15 protein-coding genes are annotated in these 17,657 nt (G+C 53.0%); 7 read left to right on the plus strand and 8 right to left on the minus strand.

Features of this window, described 5'->3' with window-relative positions; all coding sequences use genetic code 11:
• Window positions 1-184: 184 nt before the first annotated feature.
• From RHI63_RS04420 to RHI63_RS04435, 4 genes are read right to left on the minus strand one after another with little or no spacing between them, the layout of a single operon-like run.
• Entirely contained in the window at window positions 185-1,129 is a 945-nt protein-coding gene (locus tag RHI63_RS04420) for a branched-chain amino acid ABC transporter permease (protein WP_206201237.1), read from the minus strand.
• Window positions 1,130-1,137: 8 nt separating this feature from the next.
• Complete coding sequence (locus RHI63_RS04425; protein WP_310821918.1) at window positions 1,138-1,434, minus strand: hypothetical protein; 297 nt, start codon at window positions 1,432-1,434, stop codon at window positions 1,138-1,140.
• A 14-nt stretch (window positions 1,435-1,448) separates the two neighbouring features.
• The gene (locus tag RHI63_RS04430; RefSeq protein ID WP_206201239.1) at window positions 1,449-2,690 is read right to left on the minus strand and encodes a hypothetical protein; all 1,242 of its coding nucleotides are present in this window, start codon (window positions 2,688-2,690) and stop codon (window positions 1,449-1,451) included.
• A 44-nt stretch (window positions 2,691-2,734) separates the two neighbouring features.
• Complete coding sequence (locus RHI63_RS04435; RefSeq protein ID WP_310454368.1) at window positions 2,735-3,343, minus strand: hypothetical protein; 609 nt, start codon at window positions 3,341-3,343, stop codon at window positions 2,735-2,737.
• 173 nt (window positions 3,344-3,516) lie between these two features.
• Between RHI63_RS04435 and RHI63_RS04440 the strand changes: the two genes are divergently transcribed.
• The 6 genes from RHI63_RS04440 (at window position 3,517) to RHI63_RS04465 (ending at window position 12,228) form a co-directional block, all read left to right on the plus strand.
• The gene (locus RHI63_RS04440) at window positions 3,517-4,527 is read left to right on the plus strand and encodes an isochorismatase (protein ID WP_310821920.1); all 1,011 of its coding nucleotides are present in this window, start codon (window positions 3,517-3,519) and stop codon (window positions 4,525-4,527) included.
• 77 nt (window positions 4,528-4,604) lie between these two features.
• Window positions 4,605-5,651 (plus strand): class 1 fructose-bisphosphatase, encoded by a 1,047-nt coding sequence (fbp, locus tag RHI63_RS04445; RefSeq protein WP_206201242.1) that lies wholly within the window; start codon window positions 4,605-4,607, stop codon window positions 5,649-5,651.
• A 3-nt stretch (window positions 5,652-5,654) separates the two neighbouring features.
• Window positions 5,655-7,184, plus strand: coding sequence for a glucose-6-phosphate dehydrogenase (gene zwf, locus RHI63_RS04450; RefSeq protein WP_206201243.1), 1,530 nt, complete (start codon window positions 5,655-5,657; stop codon window positions 7,182-7,184).
• Window positions 7,185-7,250: 66 nt separating this feature from the next.
• The gene (opcA, locus tag RHI63_RS04455; protein ID WP_310821922.1) at window positions 7,251-8,585 is read left to right on the plus strand and encodes a glucose-6-phosphate dehydrogenase assembly protein OpcA; all 1,335 of its coding nucleotides are present in this window, start codon (window positions 7,251-7,253) and stop codon (window positions 8,583-8,585) included.
• A gap of 11 nt (window positions 8,586-8,596) precedes the next feature.
• Window positions 8,597-10,846 (plus strand): cation:proton antiporter, encoded by a 2,250-nt coding sequence (locus RHI63_RS04460; RefSeq protein WP_310821923.1) that lies wholly within the window; start codon window positions 8,597-8,599, stop codon window positions 10,844-10,846.
• A 299-nt stretch (window positions 10,847-11,145) separates the two neighbouring features.
• The gene (locus RHI63_RS04465; RefSeq protein WP_310744877.1) at window positions 11,146-12,228 is read left to right on the plus strand and encodes a hypothetical protein; all 1,083 of its coding nucleotides are present in this window, start codon (window positions 11,146-11,148) and stop codon (window positions 12,226-12,228) included.
• Between the two features lie 145 nt (window positions 12,229-12,373).
• On the opposite strand, the gene RHI63_RS04470 is transcribed toward RHI63_RS04465, so the two are convergent.
• The 4 genes from RHI63_RS04470 to RHI63_RS04485 all read right to left on the minus strand — a co-directional run bounded on the left by RHI63_RS04470 (window position 12,374) and on the right by RHI63_RS04485 (window position 16,374).
• Window positions 12,374-13,210 (minus strand): EcsC family protein, encoded by an 837-nt coding sequence (locus RHI63_RS04470; RefSeq protein WP_310744878.1) that lies wholly within the window; start codon window positions 13,208-13,210, stop codon window positions 12,374-12,376.
• Window positions 13,211-13,434: 224 nt separating this feature from the next.
• Window positions 13,435-14,007, minus strand: coding sequence for a Uma2 family endonuclease (locus RHI63_RS04475; RefSeq protein ID WP_206201247.1), 573 nt, complete (start codon window positions 14,005-14,007; stop codon window positions 13,435-13,437).
• Between the two features lie 134 nt (window positions 14,008-14,141).
• Complete coding sequence (gene mnmG / locus RHI63_RS04480) at window positions 14,142-16,055, minus strand: tRNA uridine-5-carboxymethylaminomethyl(34) synthesis enzyme MnmG (protein ID WP_310821925.1); 1,914 nt, start codon at window positions 16,053-16,055, stop codon at window positions 14,142-14,144.
• 28 nt (window positions 16,056-16,083) lie between these two features.
• Entirely contained in the window at window positions 16,084-16,374 is a 291-nt protein-coding gene (locus RHI63_RS04485; RefSeq protein WP_149817300.1) for a YggT family protein, read from the minus strand.
• 292 nt (window positions 16,375-16,666) lie between these two features.
• Between RHI63_RS04485 and RHI63_RS04490 the strand changes: the two genes are divergently transcribed.
• Window positions 16,667-17,617: a hypothetical protein gene (locus RHI63_RS04490; RefSeq protein ID WP_310821926.1), complete on the plus strand. Its 951-nt coding sequence runs from the start codon at window positions 16,667-16,669 to the stop codon at window positions 17,615-17,617.
• Window positions 17,618-17,657 lie beyond the last annotated feature (40 nt).

Raw genomic sequence — 17,657 nt, forward strand, 5'->3', positions numbered from 1 at the left:
GGATACCAAGAGGTCAAAAACAGCTCCGCAGCTCGCCCTGCCCACTGAATGTAAAGGATGCAAATGGAGCCATGACGAATAGACGTTTCGCCGCTGGAGGGCTGCTGAGATGGGCTGCAGGAGAAAGAGGGTTCAATGGGGCAACGCAGATGGGACATGAAGCAGCCAAATGCAGGAGGACTGATTACATTTTCCTCGTTTTGTTGCCCAATAGGGTGCACCAGAGAGATCGCCAGTTGGGAGGCTGGCACAACCCCTGGGGAAAGAACCGTGTGCCGAGGATAATCAGCAACCCATAGAGCATCAGACGGCCATCGCGGAAAAAAGTGGCCACTGCCACTGGCAAATAGGGTTGATCGGCGAGTCCCCGCAGGAGTTCAGGCAGAGCTGTAAAGAGCATACCGCCAGCGATCGCCCCCACAAACGTGCGATTGCCCCCCACCAGCACTGCTGTCAGTGCCAACACCCCCATATCAAACGTGCCCTGACGCGGATTCCAAGTATTCAAAAGATGGGCCGCCAAAACTCCCGCCACCCCCGCTAGAATTGCCCCCAAGACAAAACCCAAAACCTTGTAGCGAGTGGTATCAATACCGAGGGTCTGTGCCACCAATTCATCGGCACGAATGGCCTGCATCGCCTTGCCCGCACGGGTCTGTTCCAAGCGACCGATGGCGATCGCCACCATGACCAGCAAGGGCAGCGTCAGCCACAAATAGCCCAAGGGTGTACTAAAGGGTTGGGGAATGCCAAAGATGCCGATCGCCCCCCCGGTCACCTCCAGATTGAGTGCCAACACCCGCAGCACCTCAGAGAAAGCAATCGTGGCAATGGCAAAATAAATGCCCCGTAACCGCAGCACCGGCACCCCCAAGCCCCAGCCCACCACACCACAGACCACAGCCGCCAACACCATTTCCCCCAGCACCAAGGGCACGGGATAGGGGTTCAGGTCAGGAAAAAGACGGGTTGAGACCAAGGCAGCAATATAGCCACCCATGGCATAAAACGCTGGACTCGCAAGGGAGAGTTGGCCACTCATCAGGGGCAAATACAGCGACAAGGCCAGCATCGCCCCCAAGGTCATCGAAACCAGTAGGAAGTCGTACGTGCCGAGCCAACCCGCCATAATTACTGCTAAGCATCCATTGCACAGGCCGGCACGCTGGCCGCAGCAAGCTGCTGCAACTCCGCAATAATGGCTGCTTTGAGGGCGTTATCCCCAAGGCGAATCGTCAGACGCGACAGCCGCAGGGAGGCCGTAATCCGACCGCTAGGGAAATCGAGCCACACCAACTGTTGAAATTGGCGACAGCGACCACCATGGCGCTGGGCAAGGGTAGTGAGTTCCTCGTTGGTGGGCGATCGCCCCAGATCCACATCAACCACCCATGTACCGCCACATTCCCGCCGTTTAGAGAGTTGAATTGGCATTCTCAGAACTGAACTTATAGGCGTTGAGCATAAAATTCACACCAGGGATCGCCCTTTTCCCGCGCCTTCACCTCTGCCCCTTGAAACACACCGCCCCGTTGAAAGAGACGATTGTAAAACGCCTCATCTAAGACAGGCTTCTGTTGAATGCGCCCGTTATAGACAATGTTCATCATTGCCGGTACCGCCCCTTGGGCAAAATAACAGGCCGGTTGCAGGGTATGGGGATAGGAAGCCAAGAAGTAGTTGGTTTCGTAGTTGCCATCAATGGCCACCCGACAGGATTCATTCCCGACCACCTCTAGGGCTTGCCAACGCCCCCATCCCAAACTACTGGCAACAGCATACCCCCCGTGAATCCAATCGGTATCGGTTTTTAACATCGGGCCAACGACCGTTTCCCACTCCAAAGACTCCATGATATTGCCAAAGGTGTAAAAGACACAAACATGGCCTGATTCACGGATCAAGGCCTGCCCCACCTCTAGAAGCTGCGGATCTACCTTTTGCAGCTCATCCAAGAAACGGTACTGAATGCGGTTGTAGTAGTTGGCGGGCATCCGCGTCAGCAGCACATTAAAGGCACGAATTTGACCATTCACATCCCCTTCTAGGGGCAGTCCCCAGAGGGCTTCGTTCACCGCATCGTAGTCCACACTGGTTTCTGGCTGCGGCAGGGGCGCTGGTTGATCAATGAGCTTGCCCATTTGCGGACTCGGTGTTAGGGAGCGGCGCACCGGTGCTTTGGTCACATGGATCATGCAGTGATCCTGCCGCGTCACTACCATACAACTGGTTTCTTCAGCCACATAGGTACCCAACGCCGCAAAGGTGGCATCTAGGGCTGCGGCCACATAACCCACCGCCAAGTGATCAATGGGTTTCGTGCGGCTCACCTGCTCACCGTATTTTCCAAGCCAGCCCTCTGCATAGTGGGAGTGGGTTAATTCCACCTCACCCCCCTCTTCTGTCACCTCAAAGTTGAGGCGGCCAAAGCCCAAAAAGCTAAAAATCTGGGCGGCGGTGGCAAGGCGTTCCGCTGGCGTTTGCACTCCCAACGTATTAAAGGCATTGGCGAGCAAGCTATAGAAAATCTCTTGGGCTGAGGTCTGTAGGATACTGACGCCATCAATCCAGTCGGGGTCTTCAATGGTTTGCTGGAGAAATAGGTTGTAGTGGTGGCAGTGGAAAATCACTGGTTCGTCAAAAAAAGCCACCAGCTTGCGGGGGCGATCGATACGGAGATGCTCAAACATAGGGCCAATCTTTTGTTAAATGGTGAAGGGTGAGTCAAATCAACCTAGGGAAGGGCAACCGGCAGGCGTTCCACACCCAAGATATCGGCCACGCCCTTGTAGAGAATCCGCACTTCCCGTTCATCCAACTGGCCTTTTTCCAATCGCTCGCGGTGCAAGCCCGTTTTCAACGACAACCGCAGCGTCACAAAGTTGGGATCCGGAGCATAGCGACGGGCATAGCTAAGCAGCAGTTGAGCGACGGAGGTCGTGTTATCCTGCACGGGGGGCAACAGGGGCTTGCCATCCGCCAAGATCGCCTTGATCCGCTCAAAGACCAGCTTCAGGTTCGTGCTACCCTTGGTGAGAAACAGGACAAAGTAGGGAGTTTTGCTAAAGGCTTTGATCACCAATCGCACCTCTGCCGAACCCGCTAGCAGATAGTCTGCCTCCGAGGCCGGATCCACCACTTGGCACACGCGATTGTTGGCTCGCAGCAGATCGCTGGCATAGGCCCCCAAAGAACTCAAGGACTCATTTTCAAGGCTATTGCCACTGTAGTTAATTTCGGCAATGGTTGCTCCATCCGTCATGCGGCCAATTAACACAGCTAACACACCCGGAACTCCGGCAATATGTTGCTCTAAAACACTCTTGAGTGTACGCACCAGCATTGCGAGTTTCCCAATCAAGATTAAGCTTTGACTAACTCTACTTTATAGAGGTAATCAATTGTTGCGCATCCGTAGAATTTCTGATATTCTAGACTTTTATTAAAAATTAACAATTGTATCCACAAATACTTTTTACACTATTTTGCAGCGGGTCTGCAGCGGATCCCTTGCCTATGGCGCCGATCAAAGAACTGCCTATCCCCGATTTTTTTGATGCCACTAAGGTTGCTCAAGTGTGGCGCGTTCCCTACCAAGAGCGAGCAGTGCAGGCGCGGCAATGGGCACAGCAGTATCAAATTCCCCCTGCCGCTGAGGATCGGCAGCGTACGATCCTGTTGCTCATTGATGTGCAAAACACCTTTTGCCTACCCGACTTTGAGCTATTTGTCCAAGGGGCGGTTGCGGATAATCAACGCCTCTGCCGCTTTATCTACACCCACCTTGCCCACATTAGCGAGATTATCGTTACCCTCGATACCCATACCGCCAGTCAAATTTTTCATCCCCTCTTTTGGAGAGATGCTACCGGGGAACCGCCGCCACCTCTAACCACGATTAGCGTTGACGATGTTGAGCGCGGGCGCTGGCAACCCAATCCCCATCTGCTGACCTCCCTCGGCATGACTGATCAAGAGAGTTTGCAGGCCTATGCCCGGCACTACGTTGCCCAGTTAGCCGCCAAAGGCAAATTTCCGTTGACGATTTGGCCTTACCACTCGATGCTGGGGGGGATTGGCCATGCCCTTGTGTCTGCTGTGGAGGAGGCCTGTTTCTTTCATACTGTGGCGCGACAGCAGCAAACCCGCATCGAACTCAAGGGGAGCCACCCCCTGACGGAGAATTATTCGGTGTTGCGTCCAGAGGTGAGCCATGACCTCCAAGGGCGTCCTTTAGTGGCGGTGAATAGCGCTTTGATTGAGCATCTGCTGGCGGGCGATCGCCTGATCATTGCCGGTCAAGCCAAAAGTCACTGTGTTGCTTGGACGGTAGCCGACCTGCTCAGTGAAATTCAGCAGCGCGATCCCCAACTCGCCCAGCGGGTCTATCTCCTTGAGGATTGTATGTCCCCTGTGGTGGTGCCGGGGGTCGTGGACTTTAGCGAAACTGCCAATGCAACCTTTGCCGAGTTTGCTGCTGCCGGCATGCACCGGATCACCACTAGCAGTGCTCCTTGGAATCTTTAGTTGATCTAAAGACTTACCACTTCTGAAAAGAGACAGTTTAGGATCGGGGCTAGATGCATCCTCACTAGGGAGGGGCTATGACTGATTTTGCAGCCCACGAACAAGCCCTCGATCGCGATTGTTTGACCCTATCTCGGCACGTTCTCCAGCAACTCCAAAGCTTTGACGCCGCTGCCCAAGACCTGAGTGCCCTAATGAATCGCATTGCCCTTGCTGGCAAGCTCATTGCCCGCCGTTTGAGTCGAGCGGGTCTCATGGAGGGGGTGTTGGGCTTTACAGGGGCAGTGAACATCCAAGGGGAAGACGTCAAAAAAATGGATGTCTATGCCAATGAAGTCTTTATTGCGGCCTTCAAGCAAAGTGGCTTGGTGTGTCGCCTTGCTTCTGAGGAAATGGAGAAACCCTACTACATTCCCGAAAACTGCCCCATTGGCCGCTACACGCTGCTTTACGATCCCCTCGATGGTTCCTCCAATGTGGACATTAACCTGAACGTAGGCTCCATTTTTGCGATTCGCCAGCAGGAGGGCACTGATCTAGACGGCACCGCTGCTGATCTTCTACAAGATGGCCACAAGCAAATTGCCGCGGGCTATATTCTCTATGGCCCTAGTACGATGCTGGTCTATTCCCTGGGCAGGGGCACCCATGTTTTTGTCCTTGACCCTAGCCTCGGCGAGTTTATTCTGGCGATCGAGAACCTGCAAATTCCCGCTAGTGGCTCCATCTACAGTGTCAACGAAGGCAACTTCTGGGCATGGGAAGAATCCATTCGTAACTATGTCCGCCATGTCCATCGCCAGCCCGGCTACAGTGCCCGCTACAGTGGTGCCCTTGTCGGCGATATTCACCGCATCCTCATGCAGGGGGGGGTCTTTCTCTATCCGGGCACCCAGAAAAATCCCGCGGGGAAGTTGCGTCTACTCTACGAAGCGGCACCGATCGCCTTCCTCGTGGAACAGGCCGGTGGCAAAGCCAGTACCGGCACCCAACCCCTCCTCGATGTCGTGCCTGATCATCTGCACATGCGCACACCACTCATTATTGGCAGCCCTGAGAACGTTGCCCTTGTGGAATCCTTTATTCAGCCTACCCCTGCCAACGCAACTGTGACACAGGTGTAACCCATGGTAATCCTATTTGAAAATCCCCTGCGGGTCGGATTACGCCAAGAGCGCACCCCAGAACCACTGATTCTAGTGATCTTTGGTGCCAGTGGAGATCTCACCCAGCGCAAGCTCATTCCCTCCATTTATCAACTGAAACTGGAACGCCGTCTGCCCCCAGAACTCACGATTGTTGGTGTGGCGCGTCGCGACTGGAGTGATGACTATTTTCGCGAGCATCTGCGCCAAGGGGTCGAGGAATTTGGCGGTGGCATTCAGGCGGAACCCCTGTGGCAGGAATTTGCCCAAGGCCTGTTTTACTGCTCTGGCAATATGGATGATCCCGCCGCCTACACCAAACTGAAAACCCTCTTGGCCGAGCTGGATGAAAAACGCCAAACTCGCGGCAATCGCGTCTTTTACCTTGCGGTCTCACCGAACTTTTTCGTTGAAGCGATTCAACAACTAGGGGCAGCCGGTCTATTGAGTGATCCCCAAAAGCATCGCCTCGTCATTGAAAAGCCCTTTGGCCGCGATCTCACCTCTGCCCAAGCCCTCAATGAAGTGGTGCAGTCGGTGTGCAAAGAGGAGCAGGTTTACCGTATTGACCACTACCTCGGCAAAGAAACCGTTCAAAACCTGATGGTGTTTCGCTTTGCTAATGCTATTTTTGAACCCCTCTGGAACCGCCAGTACATAGATCATGTGCAGATTACCGTTGCCGAAACCGTGGGGGTTGAAGACCGCGCGGGCTACTATGAAACTTCGGGTGCTCTGCGGGACATGGTGCAAAACCACATCCTTCAGTTATTGGCCTTGACCGCCATGGAACCCCCCAATGCCCTCGATGCCGATAGTCTGCGCAACGAAAAGGTGAAGGTGCTCCAAGCCACCCGTTTAGCAGATTTGGATAATCTCGATGCCTGTGCTGTCCGCGGCCAATACCGAGCCGGCTGGATGAAGGGCAAACCTGTGGTGGGTTACCGCGAAGAGCCGGGGGTGAGTCCCACCTCCACCACGCCCACCTATGTGGCACTCAAACTGGTGATTGATAACTGGCGCTGGCAGGGGGTGCCCTTTTATTTGCGCACGGGTAAACGCTTGGCAAAAAAAGTGACGGAAATCTCGATTCAGTTTCGCGATGTGCCCCTGCTGATTTTCCAGTCGGCCGCCCGCCAAACCAACCCCAATATTCTAACAATGCGTATCCAGCCGAATGAGGGGATTGCCCTGCGCTTTGAGGCAAAGATGCCCGGTGCAGATCTGCGCACGCGCACGGTGGAAATGGACTTTAGCTACGGCTCCTCCTTTGGAATGGCAACGGCGGATGCCTATGCGCGGCTCTTGCTGGACTGCATGCTCGGGGATCAAACCCTGTTTACCCGGGCGGATGAGGTGGAAGCAGCTTGGCGGGTGGTGATGCCGGTGCTCAGTGCTTGGGATGCCCCTACGGATCCAGACACGATTCCCACCTATGAAGCGGGGACATGGGATCCCGATGCCGCAGAAGCGATGATTAATGCCGATGGTCGGCGGTGGCGGCGACTGTGATCTTTATCCATCATGGGAAGAGATGGGAATCAAGGCCGAACTTCATTCACAGATAGGTACCTAGGTATGGCAATTGAATCAACTCCCCTCGTAGCGCTCCAAGATCCCGTGGATGTCTCGTTAGATGATATTGAGCAAAGTTTGCGGCAAATTTGGCTCAGCCATGGCGGGGATGGTACGGCGCCAGCAGCAGTGCGGGCAACCACCTTTACCCTAGTTGTCTATGAGGCGGATGATACCCAACAATTGCTAGCGGCCTTGGGCTACTACACAGGCCCCATTGATGGTATCCTTGGCCCCCGCATGCAGTCGGCGATTCGTGCTGCTGAAAAGAATCACAACTTGCCCTTGACGGGTCGAGTCACGCCCCAACTGCGGCAGGCCTTGCAGGCAGAATATGCTCAGGGAACCCCTCGGAGCGATCGCTATGCCGTGGATATGCGCGGTAGTGGCATTGCTGACGCGATCGCCAGCCAAAATCCCTGTCGGGTGATTGCCCTGTGTCCTACCCTTGGCGAAGATACGGGAATTACTGCTCAGGTGGCGGCCTACTGCCCGATCAACAAAAAGATGCGCAGTTCCCTCGTTTGCTGTGAATACATTACCCTCAAGGGCACCCATAGCGCCTTCCAGCGGGTGGAACCCCTGTTGCAGTCTTTAATCATTCGCGAACTCCCCCGCTTTTTGTGGTGGAAGGGGGACTTGTTCAATAACTTTGAGCTGTTTCAAACCCTTGCGCCCCAATTTAGCCGCGTGATTGTGGATTCCAGTGAATTTCTCGATCCGCTGCGGGGCTTGCGGGCAATTGCCCCCCTCCTTGAACAACCGCTTCCCCTAACAGATCTAAACTGGCGCCGTCTGGGGGCATGGCAAGAACTGGCGGCTGAAGCCTTTGATCCCCCCGAACGCCGTTTGGCCATTCAGGAAATTGATCAAGTGGTCATTGACTACGAAAAAGGGAATCCCGCCCAAGCTTTAATGTACCTTGGCTGGTTAGCTTCCCGGCTTCAGTGGCAGCCGCGCCAGATCCGCCACGAGTGCGGTGACTATGATGTCTATCACGTGGAACTGGTGGCCTCCGATCAACGGTTGATTAAGGCAGAATTAGCAGGCATTCCCACGGGTGATGCTGGCCTCGTGCTGGGGGATTTAATTGACCTCAAACTCACCTCCTCCAATCTCCAAGCCGATTGCTGTACAATCATTTGCTCAGAAACCCGTGGCTGTATGCGCATGGAGGCCGGGGGCAGTGCTCAAATGTGCCGTACTTATCATGTGTCTCCCCTGAGTGATCTCACGGCTGAGGTGCTCTTGAGTCAGGAACTTCAGCGCTGGGGACAAGACTTCCTCTACAGTGAGAGTTTTGCCGTTGTGGCTCAGATGCTAGCCTTGATGCCCTAGCATTAGATCCCATGACTGAAGATTTTCGCCTTGTCATTGACCTCAGTGTGGTACTGGGGGCAGCGGCAGTGGGGGGTGTGTTGGCGGCTTTGCTGCGACAACCGATCCTGCTGGGCTACCTTTTGGCCGGTATGTTGGTCGGGCCAACGGGCTTGGGACTCCTCAAGGAAGTACCTCAAGTGGAAGGTTTGGCACAACTGGGGGTGGCCTTTTTGCTCTTTGCCCTAGGGGTGAGCTTCTCCCTCGGTGAAATTCGCAAAGTTCAAGGGGTTAGCTTGGGGGGCAGTGCCCTGCAAATTCTCCTGACCATTGCAGTTACAACGCTCATTTCCGTTGGGGTTGGCTGGGTAAGTTCCCCCAATCAGGGGATTTTCCTCGGTGCTGTCCTCTCCCTCTCTTCAACAGCAGTGGTGCTGCGCAGCCTCATGGATCGCAATGAGCTGGAGTCGATCCAAGGGCAAATTATGCTGGGCATCTTGGTGGTGCAGGATCTGGCGGTGGGCTTGATGATTGCCGTCTTACCCGCCCTGAACAAACCCCCAGAGGAGTTGGGACTTGCCCTCGGCCAAGCAGTCTTGACCATTGCTTTGATTGCCGTGGGGGCGATCGCCGCTGGGATGTGGTTGCTGCCCCCCTTGCTACGGCTACTGGCCAAAACAGAAAGTCGTGAGCTTTTCCTTTTAGGCGTCGTTGCCCTCTGTTTGGGAATTGCCCTGCTGACCCAGTATTTGGGGCTTTCGATTGAGATTGGTGCCTTTATTGCCGGTCTGATGATCTCCGAGGTGGAGTATGCCGATCAAACTCTCGATTACGTGGAATCGATCCGCAATGTCTTTACCACGCTCTTCTTCGCTTCCATTGGTATGCTCATTGATCCAGTGTTTCTCTGGCAGCACTTGGATCGCATTATTGAACTGGTCAGCCTAGTGATTCTGGGTAAATTCCTGATCACCACCCCCATAGTCAAGCTCTTTGGCTATTCGTGGAAAACGTCATTACTGGCTGGGATTGGGCTGGCTCAGATTGGGGAATTTTCCTTTGTGCTGCTGACGGCAGGGCGGGGCTTGGGATTGGTGTCCCAACAAGTTTATCTGCTCACCCTCGGCACGACAGCAGTGACGTTGCTGGTGACGCCCTTTTTGTTAAAGCTGGTGCCTGTGCTGTTGGAACTGCCCCTACTGCGCCGCATCCTCAAGGAAGATGAAATCCTCGACATGGATTTAACGGGGTTGCCGCAGCGGAACCATGTGATTGTCTGTGGCTATGGTCGCGTCGGCAAGAGTGTGGTGAAACTCCTCCAAAAACAAAATTATCCCGTGTTGGTCATTGAGCAAAGTGAAACGGTGATTAACGAAGTGCGCGATGCCCAACTGCCCTACATTTACGGCAATGCCGCTAGTACCACCATTCTGGCCAAAGCAGGCGTCGATCAAGCCCTTGGTATGGCGATCGCCCTCTCGGATAGTATGAGTACCCGCCTCTGTCTCAAGCGTGCCCTAGAGTTTGCCCCGGAACTGGATGTCATTGTGCGCGCCAATAGCGATCGCGACATTGAGTTGCTTTATCAACTGGGGGCACGGGAGGTGGTGCAGCCCGAGTTTGAAGCCAGTCTGGAGTTGGCCGCTCATCTATTCTTTACGCTAGGCATGGGTGAACGCCACATTCAGCAGCAGGTACAACAGGTGCGCGACAGCCACTACGCCAATTTGCGCGGCGATACTCCCCCTGAGGGAACCGCCCGTCTCCTGCGGCAAGCAGCTCAGGATATGAATAGTCGCTGGCTGACCGTCCCTGAGGATTCCCCCATTCGGGGCATGAGTCTTGCGGAAATTCAACTGCGCCAGTTGACGGGGGTGACTCTGTTGGCCATTGTCCGTGCCGATGGTACTGAGGTGGATTATCCCAGTGGTGAAACCTGTCTTGAGGGGGGCGATCGCCTCCTGATTGTTGGTCAGCCAGCAGAGTTTGCAGCTTGTGAAGCCCTGATCAATGGCCGTGTCAGTGTGCCCCAAGGGGAAACCTTGTTTCTTTGGATCATGTTGCCCAAAGAGATTGGCGAACAACATCGCACCATTGCCGATCTGCATCTGCCTGAGACCATCACCATCCGTGCCCTGCGGCGAGAGGGAACGCTGCTCTTGGAACCCAAGGAGGACTGTCCCCTAATGGCGGGCGATCGCCTCCTCCTCACTGGCTCTATGGCTGCCCTACAGCGCATTGGCGATCAACTGCAAGCACGATCCACTCCGCTGCCACCGTGAGCACGCAGTAGCCAGCACTGTAGAGATACTCATGATCCTTGACTATAGACTATAGCTAGAAAACTCACCCCGACGTGCCCCAAATGATCTTCTGTTCAGCCACAATCTCACTGCTAGGAGCATAGATCCAACTCTTGGATCATTTTCAGACCCAACAGTACCGCCAATGTCATTTGCCCAAACTTAATAAACTCTATTACTAACCAAATTAGCTTTAGCTTCTGTTAATAAGAATCAGCGCCTAGTATAATCTTAGACGAAGAATTATTCCTCCTCTAAAAACGGATATACAAGAAGTCATGCTACTAAATCGATCTTTGTCAAGAGGGATTGAGAAAACGATCAGGGCTATTAGACTGTTTCTGATTGCACCTGCAAGAAACCCAATTACAAAACTTGAGTCTTACCTATATTTGCCCTACATAGAAAAGAATGCAAACATACTTCAGTTTGACCGGGATATTAATAACGTAGATATCCCTATGAGAATTTGCTATCACTTAGTTCCGGAAGAATTTTCACAAAACTCACTCTATGGTATATCCAAAACAATCAAGCATTATGCTGGCATTCAGCCTAAAAAAAAGCTTCTGGCGCCTATCGAACATGGTTGCTATCTAGATGATTCCGGAGCACCTGACGATGATCCCTTTGCAAGGGCAATTATTACATTCAGTGAGTTTAGAAAAGAAGTTATTTCAAAACATACAGAGAGGAAAGTATTACCTATAGGGCCATATATACATTACGCAGAGTTAATCGATATTGAAACACTAAAGGATTACAAGAAAAAACTTGGAAAAACGCTACTATTTTTCCCTGCACACTCAACCCATCTAATTAAAACTTCATTCAATCATTTACAGGCTATCGAATGGCTTAGAAGAGTATCAAAGGATCATCAGTTTGAATCAGTACTTATTTGTTTTTACTGGAAAGATTGCCGTCCTGAAATTGTAGAACTCTACCTGAATGCAGGGTTTCACTGCACAACAGCAGGTCACATTTATGATTGGAATTTTCTGAATCGTCTTAAATCAATCATCTGGCTGTCAGATGTCACTGCTTCTAACGCTATTGGTACTCACATTGGGTACTGTATTTACATGAATAAACCCCATTGGCTATTTGAACAACAGATAATCTGTACAGCAGATGTTCTGATCAACATTCCCTTGAAAATCAGGGTAGAGAATGGTATAAAATCTTATCAAGAAAGAAAAACATATCAATCAATTTCATCACATTTAACGAATTTATTTCGCGATATCTCACTGAGTGTTACACATGATCAGTATGAAGCCTGTAACTATTTTTGGGGATTTAACTGTATCAAGACAGCAGAAGAAATGAAAAGAGAATTGACTCCATTAATTGAATAAAATTGAGTAACCCCGATAGTGACAAACGACTGTTTCTTTTCTTGAGGTAGCCATTCCAAAACAGCGTCATCGGCAAGATAGTAGTGGATTGTTTCTTCCACAGAGATTTTGGCACGACCATGGACTTTGGCGGCGGTAGCCGCTGTCAACCATCCACTCCGCTGCCACTGTGAGCACACAGTAGCCAACGCAACTGATAAACATATCGCGCGGTCGTTGCCACTTCTCGGGCAAATTGTTCGCTTTCCAGAACCCCCAAAGCAGTGCCAATCACGGGGATCAACTCGCCACTCAATTCTTCCCTCAACATCACTAATGCGCGACTCAACACCGCCTCCACCGTGTTGTCGGTAAAAACTTCAAAGGCACTGTCTTCCAAGAGGCCGGCGATCGCCCCCCGTTCACTGTCCTCAGAAGGATGCAGCAAACTCAACAATAGATGCTGACGTTCCTTGGCAGTGCCGGCAAAACTGATCCCCAATGTGCCCCAGATGATGTGCTGTTCAACTGTGGTCTCACTGCCAAAGCCATAGCACAAGCCCACCGCTTGAATGGTTTTGAGACCCAATAGCAGAGTCAACCCCACATCCACCAGTTCGCCCAGAAAGTCAAAGGGAGCAGTGATCAGGGCTTCCAAGGCAGCGTTGGTCAAGGCCGCACCGGCAACCCTAGCTTGCAGGCGATCGCACACCTCTAGGGGTTGATCCTTGAGATCCTGCCAATGATCGACTGGCACCCGAGTGTTCCCCAATCGCTGTTTCAGGTGTTGCCAAGCCTGATCACTATTGGCCAGTAGGCGATCGCCCGCCTTACGCAGAATCGCTAGATGTTCAGGGGACAACATCCGACTGACATGACGCTCGACTGTGGCATTGACCGATTGCACCGCCTGTTGCAGAGGGTTCGTTTCTTCCCGCAGCCAAGCACTGATTTTTTGAATTTGTTGCCGCTCATAATCCGTAAGAGCAAGATTGCGGGTCATCGTGGCCACACCCGGGAATAACAAACCGTAAGATGAGAACCTTGCTCCTGCCGCAGCAATTGCCAAGCCGCCACAAACCAGCGCCATAATTCCCCCATAGAGTAACCGCGATAGCGACAAACCACTCCACGAATCAGGGCACTGACCTAGGGCGCGCCAAGCCTCGACACTCATGCTGGGGAAGGGCAGTACGAACGGCAGAGCCGTCCTATAATAGAGAATCCCTAATCCCAAATCAAGGTGAAATCCATTACAAAGTTAGGCAACAGGGGCTCTCCTGAAAGACAAGGGGGATGTTCCAAAACCTGCACAGCTTGCCCAGATCGATAACAGTAAACCTGTCGCATTTCGGGATCAACTAACCAACCCAGTTGGGCACCATTGTCCACATACTCCTGCATCTTGACTTGGAGAGCAGCCAAATCATCGGTTGGCGACTTGAGTTCCAACACAAAATCAGGACAGATGGGGGCAAAGCGGCGCCGTTGCTCAGGGGTGAGGCGTTGCCAGCGACTTTTTTCAATCCAAGCAGCATCAGGGGAGCGAATGGCGCCATTGGGTAAACGAAAACCAGCGGAGGAGTCAAAGGCTACACCCAGCTTTGTTTGTTGGTTCCAGTGCCATAACTGGGCACTGAGACTGAGGTTTTGACGGCTACTTTCACTGCCGGCAGGCGCCATGGCAATCAATTCTCCCTGAGCGCTACGCTCTAGCCGTAGCTCAGGGTTACTACGGCAAAGTTGCTCGAAGGCTTCATCAGTTAATTCAATCGTGGGACGCAGGTTCAGAGCAATCATGGGTTTGTTTTGCAAAAAAGGGAGCTTTTGGCCAAGGGAGATGCTTGCTCGCTTCCCCAACTGGGTTGCCAGAAGTATACAGGGGAGCTTGATGTCTGACATAGGACAACTCTAGTTCAGCCGGCCACACGGTTCTAGCTCCCCACCGCCGTTAGGGATTGCCGCTGCTGTTGCACTTGGAGATAGACCAAAAGGGCATTAATATCTGCCGGGTTGACCCCACCAATACGGCTGGCTTGACCAATGGTGAGGGGGCGGATGGTACTGAGTTTTTCCCGTGCTTCCATTGAAAGGGTGGGGATGGCAAAGTAATCCAAATCCGCAGGGAGCGGACGCTGGTCTTGACGGGCAATCTGCTCAATTTCCCGTTGCTGCCGTTCAATGTAGCCGGCGTATTTAATGGCAATTTCAACCGCCTCTTTCTCTTGGGGAGTCAGATCGGGATTGCCAAGGCCATGGCGATCCAGTAGGTCGTAATGTACCCCCGATCGCCGCAGCAACTCATCAAGGGCAATGGCACTCTTAATCGCTTGACCCGTCGCGACCACAATCGCTTCGCCCACGGGTTCATGGGCTTTAATGCGGGTGCTTTGCAGGCGTTGGGTCTCCGCCGCAAGACGGCGTTGCTTGGCTTGAAACACTTGCCACTGGGCTTCACTCACCAAGCCAATCTCGTACCCCAAGGGGGTGAGCCGCTGGTCAGCATTGTCCGATCGCAACACCAAGCGGTATTCCGAGCGGCTGGTGAGCATGCGGTAGGGTTCCCGCAGTTCCTTCGTGCACAGATCATCAATCAGGGTGCCGATGTAGCTCTCTTGGCGTGGGAAGGTGATCATCGGTTTCCCCTGAACAAAGCGAGCCGCATTGATCCCGGCCACAATCCCTTGGGCGGCGGCCTCCTCATAGCCGGTGGTACCGTTGATTTGTCCGGCACAAAACAGCCCCTGAATCTTTTTCGTCATCAGGGTGGGAAAGCACTGGGTTGCCGGCAAGTAGTCGTATTCCACTGCATAGGCCGGACGCAGCATGATGCAGTTTTCTAGCCCCGGCAGGGTGCGCAACAGTTGCAATTGCAGCGGTTCCGGTAGCCCCGTGGAAAAGCCTTGGATATAGAGTTCTGGTGTATCGCGGCCTTCGGGTTCAATGAAAATTTGATGGCTTTCTTTGTCAGCAAAGCGGACAATTTTATCCTCAATGCTGGGGCAGTAGCGGGGGCCTTTGGCATCCACCCAACCGCCATAGACGGGCGTCAGGTGCAAATTCTCGCGAATGAGTTGGTGGGTAGCAGCGGTGGTGCGCGTCAAGTAGCAGTTCATTTGGGGTCTTTCCACCCATGCGGTGGGGTCAAAGCTAAACCAGCGTACCTGCTCATCTGGGGGTTGCGGTTCCATCTTGCTGTAGTCCACCGATCGCCGATCTACCCGTGCGGGTGTTCCTGTTTTCAGGCGATCCACCTCAAAACCGAGCCGTGCTAAGGTTTGGGAGAGTCCCTCAGCGGCAAATTCGCCAGCCCGACCAGCGGCCATGGATTTATTTCCCACCCAAATGCGGCCACCGAGGAAGGTTCCCGTTGTCAGGATCACTGCTTGACAGCGAAAGGCGACGCCAAAGTAGGTTTCAACCCCAATCACCGTGTCATTGGCATCAAGGACTAAATCCGTGACCATGCCTTCGCGCACGAGCAAGTTGGGCTGATTTTCCACCACCTGCTTCATGACGGCGCTGTATTCGCGCTTATCGGTTTGCGCCCGCAATGCCCAGACCGCTGGCCCCCGTGAGGCATTCAGGAGCCGCTTTTGCAGATAAGTGCGATCGGTCACACGCCCAATTTCGCCCCCAAGGGCATCCACTTCATGCACCAGTTGCGATTTTGCGGGGCCACCCACGGCAGGATTACAGGGCTGCCAAGCAATTTTATCGAGGTTGAGGGTCAGCAAGAGGGTACGACAACCCAACCGTGCCGTTGCCAAGGCCGCTTCACAGCCGGCGTGACCGGCACCAACAACAATGACATCAAATTCATCCTGAAACGCAGGCAGCGTTGACATGGCGATTGCACCCTAGGCTAGCGATGGTTTAGAAGAACGTGGCGCTACTGGAGAACCCCGATAAGAGTTGGACAATAAATTGCAAGAGGAAGAAGGCAATAATCGGCGAAAAGTCAAGGCCACCGATGGGGGGAATCAGGCCACGAAAGATATTCAGGTAGGGATCCGTTAACTGACTGAGAATCGAAAAGGGCGGATTGTACCAGTTGATATTGGGAAACCACGACAGCAGAACCCGAATCAGCAGCACAATTAAGTAGATCTGCAAAAAGTTCGCAATCCCCATCAATAGAATGGGCAATACAGGTGCCTCGGTCATTGGTCTTCCCCTTGCAAATTCAAGTGCATCCCTTATTGTACCAATGCTGGCAAGAAGCTAGCCCCAGCGGTCATTCTCCCTCGCTAGACTAGGAAATAGAAGTTTCTGCATGCATTCCCATAAAGTTATCGCTGTGCCCCTGCATAGGGGAGCGATCGCCAAAGGATAAAGAGATAGAGGCCTGTCCGACAGCGGCTTTGACTGTTTTGGGCGGGTTCCATCCTTGGGAAAAGGGCTGTATTCTGGATGGCGGCGTTTTCATTGACATTCAACTGAAGTTCAGGGGTTCAATATGTTACAGATGTCGGCCACGGGTCATATATTGGTGGGCACCTATGCCCTGATTGGATTTACCATCTCTGGCCTATCGTTTTTGCGGGCTTGGGTACAGCGGCAGTACAAGGGTTCTGTGCAACGTTTGAAGGAAGAGTGCGATCGCCTGCACCGGATTGTCAGCGAACAAGCCCAGCGCATCGAAGGGCTAAAGGAACTAGTCAGCCGTAGCGAGCAGGAGCGCGATCGCCAGCGCCAAGAAATTGAGCAATTGCGCTCAGAGGTGGAACGGTTGCAAAACCGCTGTCAAGAGCTAGAAGACCAACAGCAGCAACTACACACTCAAGTTAGTGACTATCGCCAACAGGTGGTGGAATTGACGCATGCCCTCAACACTAGCCAAGCGGAAAACGAAGCCCTACGGGACAATTGCGATCGCTATCGCCAAGAGCTAGAAGACCAACAACAGCAACTACACACTCAAGTTAGTGACTATCGCCAACAGGTGGCGGAATTGATGCATGCCCTCAACACTAGCCAAGCGGAAAACAAAGCCCTACGGGACAATTGCGATCGCTATCGCCAAGAGCTAGAAACCGCCTACCAGCGCAGTAGCAGCCTCGAAGAAGAATACGCCAGTCAAACGGCGACATTGACCGCTTCTCTGACCACGATTGAAGCCACCTGTCGCGAAAAAGAGGCAGAACTAGCGGCTTGTCATGCCACAGTCAGCGAGCGCGATCGTGAAATTGACGGGCTACGCCATGAGATTACAGATCTTAACCAAGAAGTCGAGCAGCTTCAGCAAACTGTTGAACACCTGCAAACACAGAAGCAAGGAGCAAATATCTACGCCCAATGGCTGACATGGCTCAGCAGCACCGTGGCGATCGCAACTCTAGTACTCAACCTTGGGCCTTGGAGTCCGCTGTGGACAGCCATCTATTCTCACCTGCCCATGTTTTCCTAGAGATTCAAATTGTTCGCTATAGTTTGCTAATACTAGGGGG

The organism is Thermosynechococcus sp. GLH187 (assembly GCF_031583395.1).
Taxonomy (GTDB): Bacteria; Cyanobacteriota; Cyanobacteriia; order Thermosynechococcales; family Thermosynechococcaceae; genus Thermosynechococcus.

What these genes read in the sequence shown, in the direction of transcription:
- RHI63_RS04420 (WP_206201237.1), bottom strand. Translation starts at nt 1,129, where the DNA reads ATGGCGGGTTGGCTCGGCACGTACGACTTCCTACTGGTTTCGATGACC.
- RHI63_RS04425 (WP_310821918.1), bottom strand. Translation starts at nt 1,434, where the DNA reads ATGCCAATTCAACTCTCTAAACGGCGGGAATGTGGCGGTACATGGGTG.
- RHI63_RS04430 (WP_206201239.1), bottom strand. Translation starts at nt 2,690, where the DNA reads ATGTTTGAGCATCTCCGTATCGATCGCCCCCGCAAGCTGGTGGCTTTT.
- RHI63_RS04435 (WP_310454368.1), bottom strand. Translation starts at nt 3,343, where the DNA reads ATGCTGGTGCGTACACTCAAGAGTGTTTTAGAGCAACATATTGCCGGA.
- RHI63_RS04440 (WP_310821920.1), top strand. Translation starts at nt 3,517, where the DNA reads ATGGCGCCGATCAAAGAACTGCCTATCCCCGATTTTTTTGATGCCACT.
- fbp (WP_206201242.1), top strand. Translation starts at nt 4,605, where the DNA reads ATGACTGATTTTGCAGCCCACGAACAAGCCCTCGATCGCGATTGTTTG.
- zwf (WP_206201243.1), top strand. Translation starts at nt 5,655, where the DNA reads ATGGTAATCCTATTTGAAAATCCCCTGCGGGTCGGATTACGCCAAGAG.
- opcA (WP_310821922.1), top strand. Translation starts at nt 7,251, where the DNA reads ATGGCAATTGAATCAACTCCCCTCGTAGCGCTCCAAGATCCCGTGGAT.
- RHI63_RS04460 (WP_310821923.1), top strand. Translation starts at nt 8,597, where the DNA reads ATGACTGAAGATTTTCGCCTTGTCATTGACCTCAGTGTGGTACTGGGG.
- RHI63_RS04465 (WP_310744877.1), top strand. Translation starts at nt 11,146, where the DNA reads ATGCTACTAAATCGATCTTTGTCAAGAGGGATTGAGAAAACGATCAGG.
- RHI63_RS04470 (WP_310744878.1), bottom strand. Translation starts at nt 13,210, where the DNA reads ATGACCCGCAATCTTGCTCTTACGGATTATGAGCGGCAACAAATTCAA.
- RHI63_RS04475 (WP_206201247.1), bottom strand. Translation starts at nt 14,007, where the DNA reads ATGATTGCTCTGAACCTGCGTCCCACGATTGAATTAACTGATGAAGCC.
- mnmG (WP_310821925.1), bottom strand. Translation starts at nt 16,055, where the DNA reads ATGTCAACGCTGCCTGCGTTTCAGGATGAATTTGATGTCATTGTTGTT.
- RHI63_RS04485 (WP_149817300.1), bottom strand. Translation starts at nt 16,374, where the DNA reads ATGACCGAGGCACCTGTATTGCCCATTCTATTGATGGGGATTGCGAAC.
- RHI63_RS04490 (WP_310821926.1), top strand. Translation starts at nt 16,667, where the DNA reads ATGTTACAGATGTCGGCCACGGGTCATATATTGGTGGGCACCTATGCC.